The organism is Bartonella sp. MR100HLJHH (genome assembly GCF_042194215.1).
GTDB classification, from domain to species: Bacteria; Pseudomonadota; Alphaproteobacteria; order Rhizobiales; family Rhizobiaceae; genus Bartonella; species Bartonella grahamii.
This window is the reverse complement of the sequence record NZ_JBHIMR010000002.1, coordinates 121,392-135,671: the sequence shown is the minus strand read 5'-3', so window position 1 is coordinate 135,671 and position 14,280 is coordinate 121,392. Positions and strand designations below refer to the sequence as shown.

Genomic DNA, 14,280 nt, shown 5'->3' with positions numbered 1-14,280 from the left:
CATGACAAAAAAAATTCTTTTTCTCATTCTTAACATCGCTATTACCCTTTCTCCTATAGCCTTGAGCCATGCCAGTATTTTTCCCACCCGTGCGCCAAGCGATAGCCGCATTCGCTTTATCAACTATGATGCCTATAATGTCACAAAAATTATTGGCTCTATACGCTCATCGGTACAAATAGAATTTTCTCCCAATGAAGAAATTGCCCATGTGGCAATTGGCAACAGCGTTGCATGGGAAGTCGCTCCCGCTGGCAATATTCTTTTCCTTAAAGCCCGAGAAGTCCAACCCATTACCAATCTCCAAGTCGTCACCACAAAGCTTGATGGCTCAAAGCGCTCCTATCAATTTGAACTCATGATCAAAGATGGGGAAATTTCATCTGGACAAGAAACATATTTCCTTGTGAAATTTCGCTACCCACAAGAAGAAGCAGAACAAAGAAGACTCGCAGCCCTTATGCGACAAGAAAAAAAACAAGCCCAGCGTATTGATAGTGTCTTCAACGCTTATGAAACCTACGGACCACGCAATTGGGCTTACACCGCTCAAGGATCAAGCACGCTCGAACCCGCCTCCGTTTATGACAATGGCAAAACAACAACATTTACATTTCCCGACAACCAAGAAATCCCTGCCATTTATATTATCAACAATGACGGTACAGAATCGCTGGTTCCAAAAACCACAAGAGGCAACATGGTTATTGTCCATGCCATTAGCGCGCGCTTCACCCTAAGACAGGGAAGAAACGTCCTATGCGTCTTTAACGAAGCCTATCAACCAAAAGGCACAAATCCAAATACCGGAACAACCTCACCATCTGTTGAACGTAAAATTGCATCAGATCTTTAAATAAGCGGGAATTGAAGGGGACAACTTATGAGTGATAAACCAATCATCGAAGATCGAGGATCTATTGGGGATGGCAAAAACAATAGCGCCAAAAGCGCCGGCAAAAAAATAGTTGTCGCAATAGCCTGTATAGGAATCTGCGGCTATGTGCTCTGGAACATCTTAGCCACCCCCACAGAACAAAAAGACACCGCAAAAGCTCATAAAAAACAAGCACAAAACTTTCACAATTCCCTCGCCCCTTTAGAGCTCGCGCCCTCTGACCCGCGTGCCAACATAGCGCCAATAACCTTACCACCCCCACAACCACTCGCACAAGAACCCAAAAAAGATGACCCACTACTTGATGCCGCAAGACGCGCCCCTGTTTTAGCTTTTGCCAAAGGTTCTAAATCTCAATTAAAAGACATTGTCAACACGACTCTCAACCCCTTTGACAAACTCCATGCCCTCGAAAATCTCGCAAATGCGCAAAATTCTCCTGCCCTTCAAGACACACAAAATTTTGCGACCCTCTTAAAGCCTACCAAAACAGAAGAAACAAAAGCAAAACTCATCGGCAATAGAAACTTTATCATCGCCATGGGAACCTCTATCCCCTGTATCTTAGAAACTGCATTAAACAGTGAGCAACCAGGCTTTGCAAGCTGCATCATCAACCGTGATATCCTCTCTGACAATGGGCGCGTTGTTTTGCTTGATAAAGGAACCCAAGTGATTGGCGAATACCGCGGAGGGATAAAACAAGGTCAATCTCGCCTCTTTGTGCTCTGGACAAGAGCAAAAACCCCAACCGGTGTCATCATCGACCTTGCCTCACCCGCAACCGACAGTTTAGGCAGAGCCGGTTTTGATGGCAACATCAACACCCATTGGTGGGAACGCTTTGGCTCTTCCCTTTTGTTGACCGTTATTGATGGTGCCACAACCGCCCTAACAAATAAAATAGTAGGCAATTCCAATAAAGAAGGTTCAAACAACTCTGGAGGCGGCGGTTTTGAAGGCGCAAACAACACTGGAAAAGATGCCGCCAGTATTGCCCTTGAAAATCAAATCAATATCCCTCCTACCTTAGAAAAATTTCAAGGCGAACTGGTCAACATTTTCGTAGCAAAAGATCTCGATTTTTCCTCTGTCTATAAACTAGTCGTAAAGAGCAAAAGAAACCGCTCTACTCCCAGCTATTCCTTTTTTCATTAAGCCAATAAAGTCACATTATGCCATCAGCAAAAAATGCAGAACGCGCCTCCATCGTTTTAACAAAATTAAAGATCTTAGATGACTTCCTCAATGATGACAATTTATTTGAAATTGTCATCAATCGCCCTGGCGAAGTAATCGTTGAGGGTCCCAATGGTTGGCAAACCCACATCTTAAAAGAGCTAACCTACAGCGAACTAGAAGGGATTGCAAAAGTTGTTGCTGCCTACACAACACAAAAAATTAGTGTAGAAAATCCCGTTCTCTCCGCAACACTGCCCAACAACGAACGCATACAAATTGTTATGCCTCCAGCAGTTGCAGCCAATACCATTAGCATGACCATTCGTAAACCTTCATCACGCACTTTTTCTCTTGAAAGTTTACATGAAAACAATCTGTTTTCTGTTGCCCAAAACACCAGTTTCACACCCACGCAACAAATGACAGAACGATTATCCGAACTCTCTGACACAGACAAAGAGCTAACAGATCTCTTTATCGCCAAAGACTTTTGCAACTTTTTAGAAAGAGCCGTTATTACACAACAAAATATCTTAATATCGGGCAAAACCGGTTCTGGTAAAACAACCCTCTCCAAAGCTTTGATTGCAAAAATCCCTGACTATGAACGAATTCTCACCATTGAAGACACGCCAGAACTTGTCGTTCCGCACGCCAACAAAGTCCAACTTTTTTATTCAAAAGATAACCAAGGCTTAGCAAAAGCAGGTGCAAAAGAACTGCTTGAATCTGGCTTACGCATGCGCCCCGACAGAATCCTTCTACAAGAGCTGCGTGATGGTACAGCCTTTTACTACATCCGTAATGTCAACTCTGGTCACCCCGGCTCCATTACCACCGTCCACGCCTCAACAGCACTTGCAGCCTTCGAACAAATGACCCTTTTAGTCAAAGAAAGTGACGGTGGTGGTAATTTAGCACGCGATGATATCCGCGGCTTATTAATCTCGATGATAGATGTCATCATCCAATGTAAACGCCTCGAAGGAAAATTTCGTGTAACAGAAATCTATTACGACCCCTTCAAACGCCGTGATGCTTTTTAAAAAAAAACGCAACCCTCACACCCCTTTTATACCAATAGAGCTTTCTTAAAAACACGATTATAAGCGACGGATATCATCGCGTACTAAATTACCACCATAGCTTCAGATTCATTTTCAATAATCGAAAGCAAAAAGAAGTAAAAATATCATCCCCATTCCCAATCACGAATGCGCCCCACACAAAAACCACAACGTGCCGAAAATGATATCTATAACCCAATATCTTTTCTGATTTTTTTTGACATCAACATTTGCAGGAATATCGATACAAAATTTAGTGACATCCACTTCACCTTTAGCTTCAGACAAGAGCTTCACAAACACCTTTTAATATACCAGATCCTGCTTTATTTGTCTTATCCATTATTATTCTTTTCGATATTCATCAAGGCGCAGTATAAAAATTTTCTTCAACGCATTCCTCTCTGATTTTGCCAAATTGCCTCAAGATGATTAACTGTAAACATCTTCAATCAACACAGGAATATTTTGACCACCCCAAAAGGATATAACCCTATATCCCCCCTCTTTTACCCTTATGCTTTTAAACCTGATATTCCCTAGCTTCCTCTCGTACCTTCCACAAGATCACCAGCATCTGAATGAGTAGCAATAAAAGAAACAATATCAAATAATTCTTCAAGCGATAGGCCTTCTTCTTTTGCAGAAATTCAATAAGCTGCCATTTCAATCACAGTTTGCGTACATCATTCAATATACGGAAACACCCATAACGATAATGATGTAAATTAAAAGCTAATTTGAAGTGAATGATCAGAAATATCAAATAACCAAATGACGAAACAAATCTTTCTTATCTTTAGCAATACATATCTCTTAACCCTTGTCACTTTTCTCAAAAGTTTTAAGCGTTTCCGCATAAGGAATATACATATCAAACGGCAATCCCTTTTCATAAACAACTTTTATCAAAACAATACGGATAAAATCAGACACCGTAAGTCCTAAACTTGCTAATATTTCATGAGCTTCTTTTTAACGTCTTATCTATGCGGGATCGTATAACATCTTTTGTCACACCCACATTAAACCTCCTTTGATTACCTCTCTTTTACCGTATGGTTTAATAGGGCTTATACAGCATAAGACTTATCCTTGCCCTCACCGTATCACATCTCTTGATCTTGCACGCGCTATTGCGTTGATTTTCTCCTGTTGTCTCTGTTGCAAAAATTTAACAACCATTTGAAGCTCTTTTATGCGTTCTTTATTATAAGACTGTTCTTTGGGGATCACTTTTGATAAATCAAAACCATATTTATGAATGGCATCATGTCCAAAACGTTTATCTAAAACACTTTGCAGCTTTAAAAACTCTTGATTAACCTGCTCTGGTATCTTTGAATAACTATCACAACCAGCTTCAACATTTTTCATAAAAGTCACTGCTTCTTGTGAAAGTGAGGGGACTTCAACTTTTAACTGTTCACGCTCCCGTGTAACACTATCCATATGTGTCTCATAAGAATTCTTATAAAAGGATTGAAGCGCTCTCATAGTAGAAACAGCAAGAGGAACATTGTAAAGCGCGGTTTTACGTTCTTTTCCTGTAGATTTGAGTTTATCGATTAAACGATCTGATCCACGCAATTCGCCCGCTCTATCAGGTGCCCTATCCAAAATATCAGAGAGTTTATCGCCTTTCCCTGCTAAAATCGTTTGCTCAATCCTAAGCGCAGCCTCTTGTGGATCTTTATAAATAAATGCTAAACGACTGTTTAATTTTTTAAACATATCAATGTAAGATTTTTTATTTCTAAGGGCGCTTAGCACCTTCTGTTCTAGATTAGAGTTATCCGTATAAGCCGCAAGGTATGGCTCTCGTTCTGTTGCTTTTGCAACAACATTCAAATCATTTTGTAATTGTTCAAGTTCTTCTTTTTGACGTTTAGCAAAACTTATCTTTTCTCTATCCCAAGGAGTTTCAATCTTCTCTTTTTGTTGTTCCAAGCACTCTTTATTAAGATCAACGCCAAAAGCAATATTTTTGCCAATACCTTGAGAAACATCATCCCTTTTATTTTCTGTAAACTTGGTAAGGTTCTTATAGATGAGTGCAGACAGATATTCTGAATTACCAAAATGTGCTTCAATTGACGCACGTGTCATTTCTTGTCGCTCAATACCCTTCCAGTTGATATGGTAACCAGCTTCACGAGCCAGTTGCACCATAAATTCACGCTGAGTACGCCCATTCCCCTCTCGAAACGGATGCAATACATTCAACTCGCCCATGTAATACCCAGCCCTTTGGCTAAAGTCATAAGCGCCAAGACCACACAAATACTGTTCTTTTGCAAGCTTTTGTGTAATCTTCAGTGCATAACTTTCAATCTGATTATAACTAGCAAACATACTATTGCCTTTGGCAATATCCACTAAACGAACTTGTCCCGCGCCCATTCATATATGTCACCAAACAGTCTTCTATGGATCTGTTTCATGTAACCCAGATCAAACTCACCACGAATAGGAGTATGTACAAATTCGAAAGATTTTACATAAGAAATCGTAGATCCTACGCGCTGCAGTGTGGCTTTGTCTTTAATACCAAGCCGATTATACATCACACCAGTTTCAAGATCAGTATAAGGATCACCGCTTCCCTTATACTTCTCCACGTTTTACCCGTTCCAACAAATCTTTGATGACATCACTTGTTTCGAGCTCTCCAATAATAACACGCTCCATTTGCGCAACAACCAGCGGATCTGGCTCTAATCCCTCTAAACGTTGGCTTGCCAATGCATTTTTAGCAGCAAAGCGACGTCGCTTAATTTCCTCTTCACTCAACATATAAAACCCTCCTTTGCTTATATTTATTATAGCCAAACAGACTACAGAAACAAGATTTTATCCTTATCTTACCGTGTTCACATCTTTTGATTTTGTACGCGCTATCGCATTATTTTGCTCTTCCACATGTCTCTGTTGCAAAAACTTAACCGCCGTTTGATACTCTTTTATGCAATCTTGATCATGAGACTGTTGTTAAGGATTTTTTTTGATAAATCATAATTTGTTTGCATAGCAAGCCAAGCACGTGCTGTGCTTACACCAGACATTTCAAGCCTAATAGCAAGATTAGCACTCATAGCGGCTTTTCCATTTAAAACTCTAGAAAGTGCCACTCGAGAATACCAAGCCGCTCTGCTGCTTCATTAACGGATAAACCAAGCTCTTTGATCACATCTTCACGCAATAATTCACCGGGATGTGAAGGATTCTTCATCATTGTTTGGATCTCCTTTTTAATGATAATCCAGATAATCAACCATTTCGACATCTATGCCATCAAAGCGAAATATTACGCGACAATTTCCATTTACGGTAACTGACCAATAACCTTTGAGAACGCCCTTTAGTAGATGTAATCAAAAAGACGGAAAATTGAAATCATTTGGCGATATAGCAACTTCAAAGGCACCTAGAATACGCTTTAATTTTTGAGCATGGGCAGTTCTAAACCCTTTAGTCGTACCAGTATTATAGCAGGCTTCAATCCTTTTATGTTTAAATCTTAAAAGCATAAATTAATATAGAGTGTAACCCTCCAAGATACAAAAAATGTTCATTATTTTTACATCACAGGGCTTTTTTTACTTTATAAACATTAGAACTGTCGTGAAAAAATTGATCATTCTCATCTCTTTCTAATTATTCTACTCATTATTAGAAAAGTATACGTTCATAATTAGGGGGAGCTAAACGTAATAGGAGCGCATCATATCCCCAATTGGCAGCTGCGCTTAGAAACATCAAGATGATATAACCAATGACCATTGCTGTTTGATGTTCATAGGGCGCTGCACCCGCTGTATATCCAGTAAAAAGAATGAATAACAATAATAAACTCCCCCCTACTCTAAACTCTGTTAAAATAATAACTAGTTTACGAACAAGCAAAAGAAGGCATGGTTTTAATATCTTACGAACTATAGAACACTCTACGCGTTATATTTATGAGAACTCGATTTTTCTCTTTTTTATTTAATTTATTAGTAAATAGAGTATCAATTACCGTTATTACATCACTAACATAGCTACCATACCTTTTGTAATTGCCAAAATCGCGCATTACAATAAGAGCTTTATCAAAAGATGATCTGATAATTTTCTCAAAAAATTCAAGATTCCTCAAGTGCAGTACCCATGCGTACATCATGATGGATAATAACATCCATCAACTCTGTCACGACCGTGTCCAATACTTCTCGTGCATCGCCTTCAGCCATAAGGCGGATAAGCGGCTCAGTTCCAGAAGCGCGGATCACCAGCCGTGCCTCTTTTCCCAATTGTTGCGTTGCTTTATCGATTGCCGCTTTGACTGGATTTTTTTTCAGTACATTTTTATTTTTAATCGTTACATTTTTTAAAATTTGCGGTACAGGTTCAAACCGTTTACACAATTGGCTCATAGGGCTTTGACTTTCTTTCATACAGGCTAAAATCTGCAATGCAGCCACCAAACCATCACCCGTTGTACCAAAATCACTAAGCACGATATGCCCAGAAGCCTCACCACCAACATTATATCCCTTTTGGCGCATGGCGTCGACAACATAACGATCTCCAACATTTGTCCTTACAAGGTGCAACCCTTTACTGTTCAAGAAACGCTCCAGTCCAAGATTTGACATAATCGTTGTGACAACACCATTGCACCGTAATCGTCCCATTTTATGCCAATTTTCAGCAATTACAGCAATCAACTGATCTCCATCAACCGTTTGTGCTTTTTCATCAACAATGAGAACACGATCTCCATCTCCATCAAGAGCAATCCCCACATCAGCACGCACTTCATGCACTTTTCGTTTTAAAGAGCTTAAATCGGTTGATCCACATTTTTGATTAATATTGGTACCATTAGGCTCATCATGAATAGCAAAAACCTCAGCCCCCAATTCCCATAAAGCACGGGGAGCAGCTTTATAAGCAGCTCCATTGGCACAATCCACAACAATACGCAAAGCATCTAAGCGAACATCACGCGGCAAAGTTCGTTTAGCATATTCAATATAACGATAAATATCCCCCTCAACCCGTTTTGCATAACCAATTTCAGAAGAACTTGCTAAAGACTTTGAAAGATCTGTATCGATCAATTGTTCAATTTTCGCTTCCATATCATCTGAAAGTTTAAAACCATCAGGACCAAAAAGTTTAATTCCATTATCATAGAACGGATTATGAGAAGCAGAAATCATCACCCCAAGATCCGCTCGCAAAGAGCGGCAAAGCATTGCAACAGCAGGTGTTGGCACTGGCCCCAATAAAAAAGCTTCCATCCCCGCAGCAGTCAACCCTGAAACCAAAGCATTTTCCAACATATAGCCAGATAATCGTGTATCCTTGCCAATCACCACACGACGCGATTGATGTTGTGAGCGAAATAAAACCCCTACAGCCATCCCCACCTTCATGGCAAAATCGGGTGTCATAGGAAATGAATTGGCTTTCCCCCGAATTCCATCTGTACCAAAATATTTTTGCACCATGCCTCTTTCCTTTAATATATAACTCTTCCCTTGGCTTTTCTTTAAAACCCTAACAAGCCCCCTTGGTACAATAGGCCCCCTCCCCATATAAAATCAGATCATTGGTCTAAACCTTCATGCATTTAGACAATCAAGAACCCTATTCACCATCTACACATCTAAACCCCTCTCAACCAATTATGTTTACACCCTCACACATACAAGCAATATTATCTCCTCAAAATGCTTTACACATCTCTTGAACACAACCAAAGGATAATCTCACACATTTGCTAAATCCGTAAAGAAACCCAGCACCTAACCTCAAACCTTACCAAATCCGCAAGGAAATCTATCGCCTAGCCTCACACCTTGCTAAATCCGTAAAGGAAAATACCACCTCGCCTTATAGCCTGCTAAAACTGTCATCATACAACAGCTTTGCTTAATTTTTTGCTTCCATATTTTTGCAAATATTACATTAAAGGCGCAAGCTTTGCTTGCGCCTTTCTCAAAGAATTTAGAAATTTTCCTAAAACATCGTTACTCAAGCGTTATTAAACAGTTCTTATTTTTCTTTATCATCTCCCGCAGTACTGGACTTCTTTTCAGCATTACTTTTAGAGCGGTTGACTGATTTTGTGGTACCTTTTGTGCTTTGCGCTTTTTTCTCAGTCTCATCCGATTGCACTTCTTTAGACTGAGCCTCCTTAAGCTCAACATTACCGGATTTTGCTGTTTTTTTCCCAACAGCTTCCTCTGCTTTACCTGCCTTGCCTTTATCGGTCTCTGCTTTATGAGGGGCTGCTTCAGCATCTTTTTCATCTACCACTGTTGTCTCTGTCTTCATTTTTCCAGTTTTTGGAACAGAAGATCCCCGTGGCGCAGCACCCTCATCTTTCTGTGTGCGTGAAGGAGGCTTTCCTGCAATAACTTCGTTAATTTCAGCTCCCGTTAAAGTCTCATATTCCAGCAAACCTTGTGCCAAAGCAAACCATTCTTTTCTTTTTGTTTTCAAAATGTTAGTCGCATTTTTATAGGCATCATCAATAAGCTTACGCACTTCCATATCAATCATGCGCGCTGTTTCTTCAGAGACATTTTGTGTTCGCGCAACAGAATGACCCAAAAAGACTTCATCTTGGTTATCGCCATAAGCTACATTTCCAAGCAGATCAGAAAATCCCCACCGTGTGATCATTGCGCGCGCCAATTTAGTTGCTTGCTCAATATCAGAAGAAGCACCGGATGTGATATTTTCCTTTCCAAACTTTAATTCTTCAGCCACACGTCCACCCATCATAATGGCCAAACGAGAAATCATCCATCGATAACTCATGGAATAGCGGTCACCTTCAGGCAATTGCATCACCATTCCCAATGCTCTTCCCCTTGGAACGATTGTTGCTTTGTGGACAGGATCAGCAACCGGCACATTAAGAGCCACAATAGCATGTCCTGCTTCGTGATAAGCAGTGAGTTCCTTTTCCTCTTGTGTCATAGCGGTTGAACGACGTTCAGCCCCCATCATCACCTTATCTTTGGCATCTTCGAATTCTTGCATCGTGACAACTCTTTTATTACGGCTCGCAGCCATAAGAGCAGCTTCATTTACCAAATTCATCAGGTCCGCACCGGAAAATCCTGGTGTTCCCCTTGCCAAAATTTTTAAGTCAACGTTAGGTGCTAAAGGCACGTTGCGCACATGCACTTTCAAGATTTGTTCACGCCCAGAAACATCAGGATTTGGCACAACAACTTGTCGGTCGAAACGCCCTGGTCTTAACAACGCGGGATCAAGCACATCGGGACGGTTTGTTGCAGCAATAAGAATAATACTTTCATTGGGCTCAAACCCATCCATTTCGACAAGCAACTGATTTAAGGTCTGTTCACGTTCATCGTTTCCACCACCAAGTCCAGCCCCCCGATGACGTCCAACAGCATCGATTTCATCGATAAAGATAATGCAAGGTGCGTTTTTTTTAGCCTGTTCGAACATATCGCGCACACGGCTCGCCCCAACACCAACAAACATTTCAACAAAATCAGACCCTGAAATGGTAAAGAATGGCACATTAGCTTCACCTGCCACAGAACGTGCTAGCAAAGTTTTACCGGTTCCTGGAGGACCAACAAGCAAAACACCGCGTGGAATACGCCCCCCTAAGCGTTGAAATTTTTGTGGTTCACGTAAAAATTCAACAATTTCTTGAAGATCTTGCTTTGCTTCTTCAACGCCAGCAACATCTTTAAAGGTAACACGTCCTTGCGCTTCATTAAGCAATCTCGCTTTTGATTTCCCAAATCCCATTGCACCGCGTGATCCATTTTGCATTTGCCGCATAAAAAAGACCCACGCCCCCACGATAATAATAACAGGCAATAAGGAAAAGAGAAGATTGAGGAAAATGCTATTTCCAGAGCTTTCAGGAATAGCTTTAACATTAACGTTTTTGCTTTCCAATTTTTGTATCAAACCTGGATCACGAGGAGCATAGGTTGAAATAGCTCTATGTTCAATGGTTTGTCCTGTTAATTTTTGACCTTGAATGGTCACAGATTTCAACTCATTATTCTCAACTTTTTGCAAAAATTCAGAATAGGAGACTTCTCCACCACCAGAACGCTGACTATCTCCATTAAAGAGAGAAAACGACACAATCAAAATGAAGGCAATAACTCCCCAAATGAGGAGAGAGCGGTAATTGGAATTCATATTCAGCCCACTTAATCAAATATAGATTTCAAACAGTTCCCCTTAACATATAACCTTGTCAGCCCCTTGCCAAGGGATGAGAAGCTGTTTATTTTCTTTTAACGTAATTTTCCTTTATCTTTTCACCTCAATATTAAAAAAAGGTTCCACAATATTTACCACAGCAGCATCTTCTCGTGAAGAAAGCCAATCGAAAGGTGCCATAATCCGCTTGATTATAACATGTTTATGAACAACTGCTTGAGAAATCAACTCTGGAATATCATACCCTTTGTGATTTGAGATCATCAGCAGCGATTGTAAAGAGGGAAAATGAGGCTTTTCAAGCTCAAAATCGCTATTTTTCAATAAAAATTTCAGCTGTTCTAAATTTGCGGCTCCAATCTTTATAGCCTCAGATCCATGATTTGTGATCTGATAGCGCCCATCCCATATAAAAGTTTTATCTGGCTCAACGATAGCCTCTTTCATATTCCGCCCTTCACGCCACAAAGAAATTCCGTACTTGTTATATTCAATAACAGAGCCCGCATAAGTAAAACGCTTCTTTTCTGGAGAATCGAGACAGAGTTTTTGAACAAGCATGCTTAATTTTTGATTGGGAAGCAAATAAAATCCCCCTCCCATCAACACCGCAAAGAGCCCCACCACAAAAGGAAAACTGGAATGTTTCTGTAAAAATAGCGCAGGCTTTGCTATGAAACAACGCCCATGTTTAACAGTAATATCCAGCGCTAAGATCAAATCAGCAATATTTTTCGCTTGTTGACGACGCTGCAATGCGGCTTCATTTATTTTTTGAGCAATATAAGCCAATTTTTCAGGATGAAGAGATTGACGTACGCGCACACGTTCAAAATTGCAATCTTCATTGGTTGGATCATCAATCCATGTTTGTCCTTGTAAGCGTAAATAATTCCGTAATGTTTGGCGTTTTACACCAAGGAGCGGCCGAATCAAACGCACTTTTCTATGCAACAACGCCTCACGCGGAATACAGGATAAACCACGCTCATATAGGGGACCATAGTTTTTTTCGGCAATATTTTTTCCCGTTTCTCTGGCATGATCCTCATCATGTATACCTTCGGCTTCACCGCGCAAAACACCGGCAAAACCACTGGAATAAACCTCATCACGCATGGCACCAACTTCACCGTGCAACGCACCTCTATTTTTTTGGAGACGTTGATACCGCATTTGATAGGTTTCAACCTGATCATTGAGTGTATGGCCCGTCATAATAACTGATGCGCCTTGTTTTTGTGCTTCTTTAACCAAGAGATCATAGCGTGCAACACGAGCACTGGAAGCAATATGCGTCTTTGGTTTTTCACCTTCCCACCGCACAGCAATATGTTTAATGTGATGGACTCGACAAATTTTCGCAACAGTTTCTACTTCACGCGTTGATTCTTTACGCAATTGATGATCAACCGTGACAACAATCATTTCTGGAGGAACTGAGAGAGTTTCCAAATGCTCTTTGACCAAAAACATCAAAGCCAAAGAATCACTTCCCCCTGAGACGGCAAGAATCAACTTCTGACACTGAATAAAATCCGATGTTTTAAAGAGATTTCTTGCCAGTCTAACGCACACCGAAAACAACCTCGCTATTTATTTTGCAGGTTTACAAAAAATAGACTCTAATGTTTTTTGATGTTTTGATTTTTTCAAAAAATGAGCACAATCGTCTTTATTTGGCTCAAGAGCGATCATACTTCTTGCTAATTTCAGCAAAATCTCGGAGGTATAGAGCTTCTTTTTATCTGCATACCATGCGGTAAGATAAACTTGCGCTGCTTCATGATAGCGTTTTTGTCCCAACAAAGATTCAGCCAACCAAAATAAAGCATCATCACTCAAAGAATCTTTTTTGTAACGATTTTGAAAAGCGCAAAAGCTTTTTTCAGCATCAACATAGTTGGCAGAACGAATAAAATCATACCCTTCCTTATACAAAGCTTTAGAAGAAGAAAGATTGTCACTCTGATGTGCTTCAATTGGAGCACTTACTTCATGCACTTTGTTAAAATGGTGACTGTTTTCATGATCATGGCTCTCCACCTTAGCTTCCACAGCAGCAACCTTTGTCTGATCACCTGTACTATGTTCCTGCTCCATCTCTTTTTTTACAGTCTGAGATTTTTCATCCACAGCGGACTTTTCAAAAGAGCAAGAATAAACGGACGGGGATTTTTTATCAAAAAGCCCATGAAACTGCTTGTTAACATTTTTTAGATTGTTATGCTCAAGCACCATTCGTATCTTATGCAAAAGCTTATCTAAATCATAATCTTTAAATAAAGCCTGCTGATTCTCTAAAATAATCCCTTGGTGCTCCACAACACTAGTGGCTTTTTCCTCCGCGCTAGATGCTGCTTTATCAGCTGCTTCAGGTGCTTTCTTCACTGCATCAATAGCCTTATTAACAGTGTCAGTGGCTTTTTCCACCACATCAGATGCTGCTTTATCAGCTGCTTCAGGTGCTTTCTTCACTGCATCGATAGCCTTATTAACAGTGTCAGTGGCTTTTTCCACCACATCAGATGCTGCTTTATCAGCTGCTTCAGGTGCTTTCTTCACTGCATCGATAGCCTTATTAACAGTGTCAGTGGCTTTTTCCACCACATCAGATGCTGCTTTATCAGCTGCTTCAGGTGCTTTCTTCACTGCATCGATAGCCTTATTAACAGTGTCAGTGGCTTTTTCCTCCGCGCTAGATGCTGCTTTATCAGCTGCTTCAGGTGCTTTCTTCACTGCATCAATAGCCTTATTAACAGTGTCAGTGGCTTTTTCCACCACATCAGATGCTGCTTTATCAGCTGCTTCAGGTGCTTTCTTCACTGCATCGATAGCCTTATTAACAGTGTCAGTGGCTTTTTCCTCCGCGCTAGATGCTGCTTTATCAGCTGCTTCAGGTGCTTTCTT

11 protein-coding genes and 2 pseudogenes are annotated in these 14,280 nt (G+C 40.5%); 3 read left to right on the top strand and 10 right to left on the bottom strand.

All coding sequences use genetic code 11. The annotated features are described in order from the left end of the window. The first annotated feature begins 1 nt into the window (after position 1). The 3 genes from virB9 to virB11 are packed head-to-tail and all read left to right on the top strand — an operon-like array spanning position 2 to position 3,126. Positions 2–856, top strand: a complete 855-nt coding sequence (gene virB9, locus ACFIJ7_RS01785) for a P-type conjugative transfer protein VirB9 (protein ID WP_375644466.1) — start codon at positions 2–4, stop codon at positions 854–856. A 27-nt stretch (positions 857–883) separates the two neighbouring features. After that, positions 884–2,056 (top strand): type IV secretion system protein VirB10, encoded by a 1,173-nt coding sequence (virB10, locus tag ACFIJ7_RS01780; protein ID WP_375644465.1) that lies wholly within the window; start codon positions 884–886, stop codon positions 2,054–2,056. A gap of 17 nt (positions 2,057–2,073) precedes the next feature. Then, positions 2,074–3,126, top strand: coding sequence for a P-type DNA transfer ATPase VirB11 (virB11, locus tag ACFIJ7_RS01775; RefSeq protein ID WP_375644464.1), 1,053 nt, complete (start codon positions 2,074–2,076; stop codon positions 3,124–3,126). A gap of 837 nt (positions 3,127–3,963) precedes the next feature. Here the strand turns inward: virB11 and ACFIJ7_RS01770 are convergent. The 10 genes and pseudogenes from ACFIJ7_RS01770 to ACFIJ7_RS01725 form a co-directional block, all read right to left on the bottom strand. Continuing rightward, positions 3,964–4,083: a hypothetical protein gene (locus tag ACFIJ7_RS01770; RefSeq protein WP_375644463.1), complete on the bottom strand. Its 120-nt coding sequence runs from the start codon at positions 4,081–4,083 to the stop codon at positions 3,964–3,966. A gap of 165 nt (positions 4,084–4,248) precedes the next feature. Further along, on the bottom strand, positions 4,249–5,550 hold the full coding sequence (locus tag ACFIJ7_RS01765; protein ID WP_375644462.1) for a Fic/DOC family protein: 1,302 nt from the start codon (positions 5,548–5,550) through the stop codon (positions 4,249–4,251). Between the two features lie 204 nt (positions 5,551–5,754). Further along, complete coding sequence (locus ACFIJ7_RS01760; RefSeq protein WP_375629692.1) at positions 5,755–5,943, bottom strand: antitoxin VbhA family protein; 189 nt, start codon at positions 5,941–5,943, stop codon at positions 5,755–5,757. Positions 5,944–6,110: 167 nt separating this feature from the next. Further along, positions 6,111–6,382: pseudogene (locus tag ACFIJ7_RS01755) on the bottom strand (HigA family addiction module antitoxin). Positions 6,383–6,398: 16 nt separating this feature from the next. Continuing rightward, positions 6,399–6,509 (bottom strand): annotated as a pseudogene (locus tag ACFIJ7_RS01750) (type II toxin-antitoxin system RelE/ParE family toxin); the annotation flags it as partial. A gap of 310 nt (positions 6,510–6,819) precedes the next feature. Beyond that, the gene (locus tag ACFIJ7_RS01745) at positions 6,820–6,993 is read right to left on the bottom strand and encodes a hypothetical protein (protein ID WP_375644461.1); all 174 of its coding nucleotides are present in this window, start codon (positions 6,991–6,993) and stop codon (positions 6,820–6,822) included. A gap of 281 nt (positions 6,994–7,274) precedes the next feature. After that, a complete protein-coding gene (glmM, locus tag ACFIJ7_RS01740; protein WP_375635540.1) occupies positions 7,275–8,648 on the bottom strand; it encodes a phosphoglucosamine mutase in 1,374 nt (457 codons plus the stop codon). 547 nt (positions 8,649–9,195) lie between these two features. After that, positions 9,196–11,346 carry an ATP-dependent zinc metalloprotease FtsH gene (gene ftsH, locus ACFIJ7_RS01735; RefSeq protein ID WP_375644460.1) on the bottom strand — a complete coding sequence of 717 codons (2,151 nt, stop codon included), beginning with the start codon at positions 11,344–11,346 and terminating at the stop codon, positions 9,196–9,198. A gap of 114 nt (positions 11,347–11,460) precedes the next feature. After that, positions 11,461–12,948 carry a tRNA lysidine(34) synthetase TilS gene (gene tilS, locus ACFIJ7_RS01730; protein WP_375644459.1) on the bottom strand — a complete coding sequence of 496 codons (1,488 nt, stop codon included), beginning with the start codon at positions 12,946–12,948 and terminating at the stop codon, positions 11,461–11,463. A gap of 18 nt (positions 12,949–12,966) precedes the next feature. Then, positions 12,967–14,151, bottom strand: coding sequence for a hypothetical protein (locus ACFIJ7_RS01725; RefSeq protein WP_375644458.1), 1,185 nt, complete (start codon positions 14,149–14,151; stop codon positions 12,967–12,969). Between the last annotated feature and the right edge of the window lie 129 nt (positions 14,152–14,280).

Bases quoted from the DNA above. Each gene is read 5' to 3' on its own strand.
- ftsH (WP_375644460.1), bottom strand. From the start codon at position 11,346: ATGAATTCCAATTACCGCTCTCTCCTCATTTGGGGAGTTATTGCCTTC.
- virB9 (WP_375644466.1), top strand. From the start codon at position 2: ATGACAAAAAAAATTCTTTTTCTCATTCTTAACATCGCTATTACCCTT.
- ACFIJ7_RS01760 (WP_375629692.1), bottom strand. From the start codon at position 5,943: ATGTTGAGTGAAGAGGAAATTAAGCGACGTCGCTTTGCTGCTAAAAAT.
- ACFIJ7_RS01765 (WP_375644462.1), bottom strand. From the start codon at position 5,550: ATGGGCGCGGGACAAGTTCGTTTAGTGGATATTGCCAAAGGCAATAGT.
- virB11 (WP_375644464.1), top strand. From the start codon at position 2,074: ATGCCATCAGCAAAAAATGCAGAACGCGCCTCCATCGTTTTAACAAAA.
- glmM (WP_375635540.1), bottom strand. From the start codon at position 8,648: ATGGTGCAAAAATATTTTGGTACAGATGGAATTCGGGGGAAAGCCAAT.
- virB10 (WP_375644465.1), top strand. From the start codon at position 884: ATGAGTGATAAACCAATCATCGAAGATCGAGGATCTATTGGGGATGGC.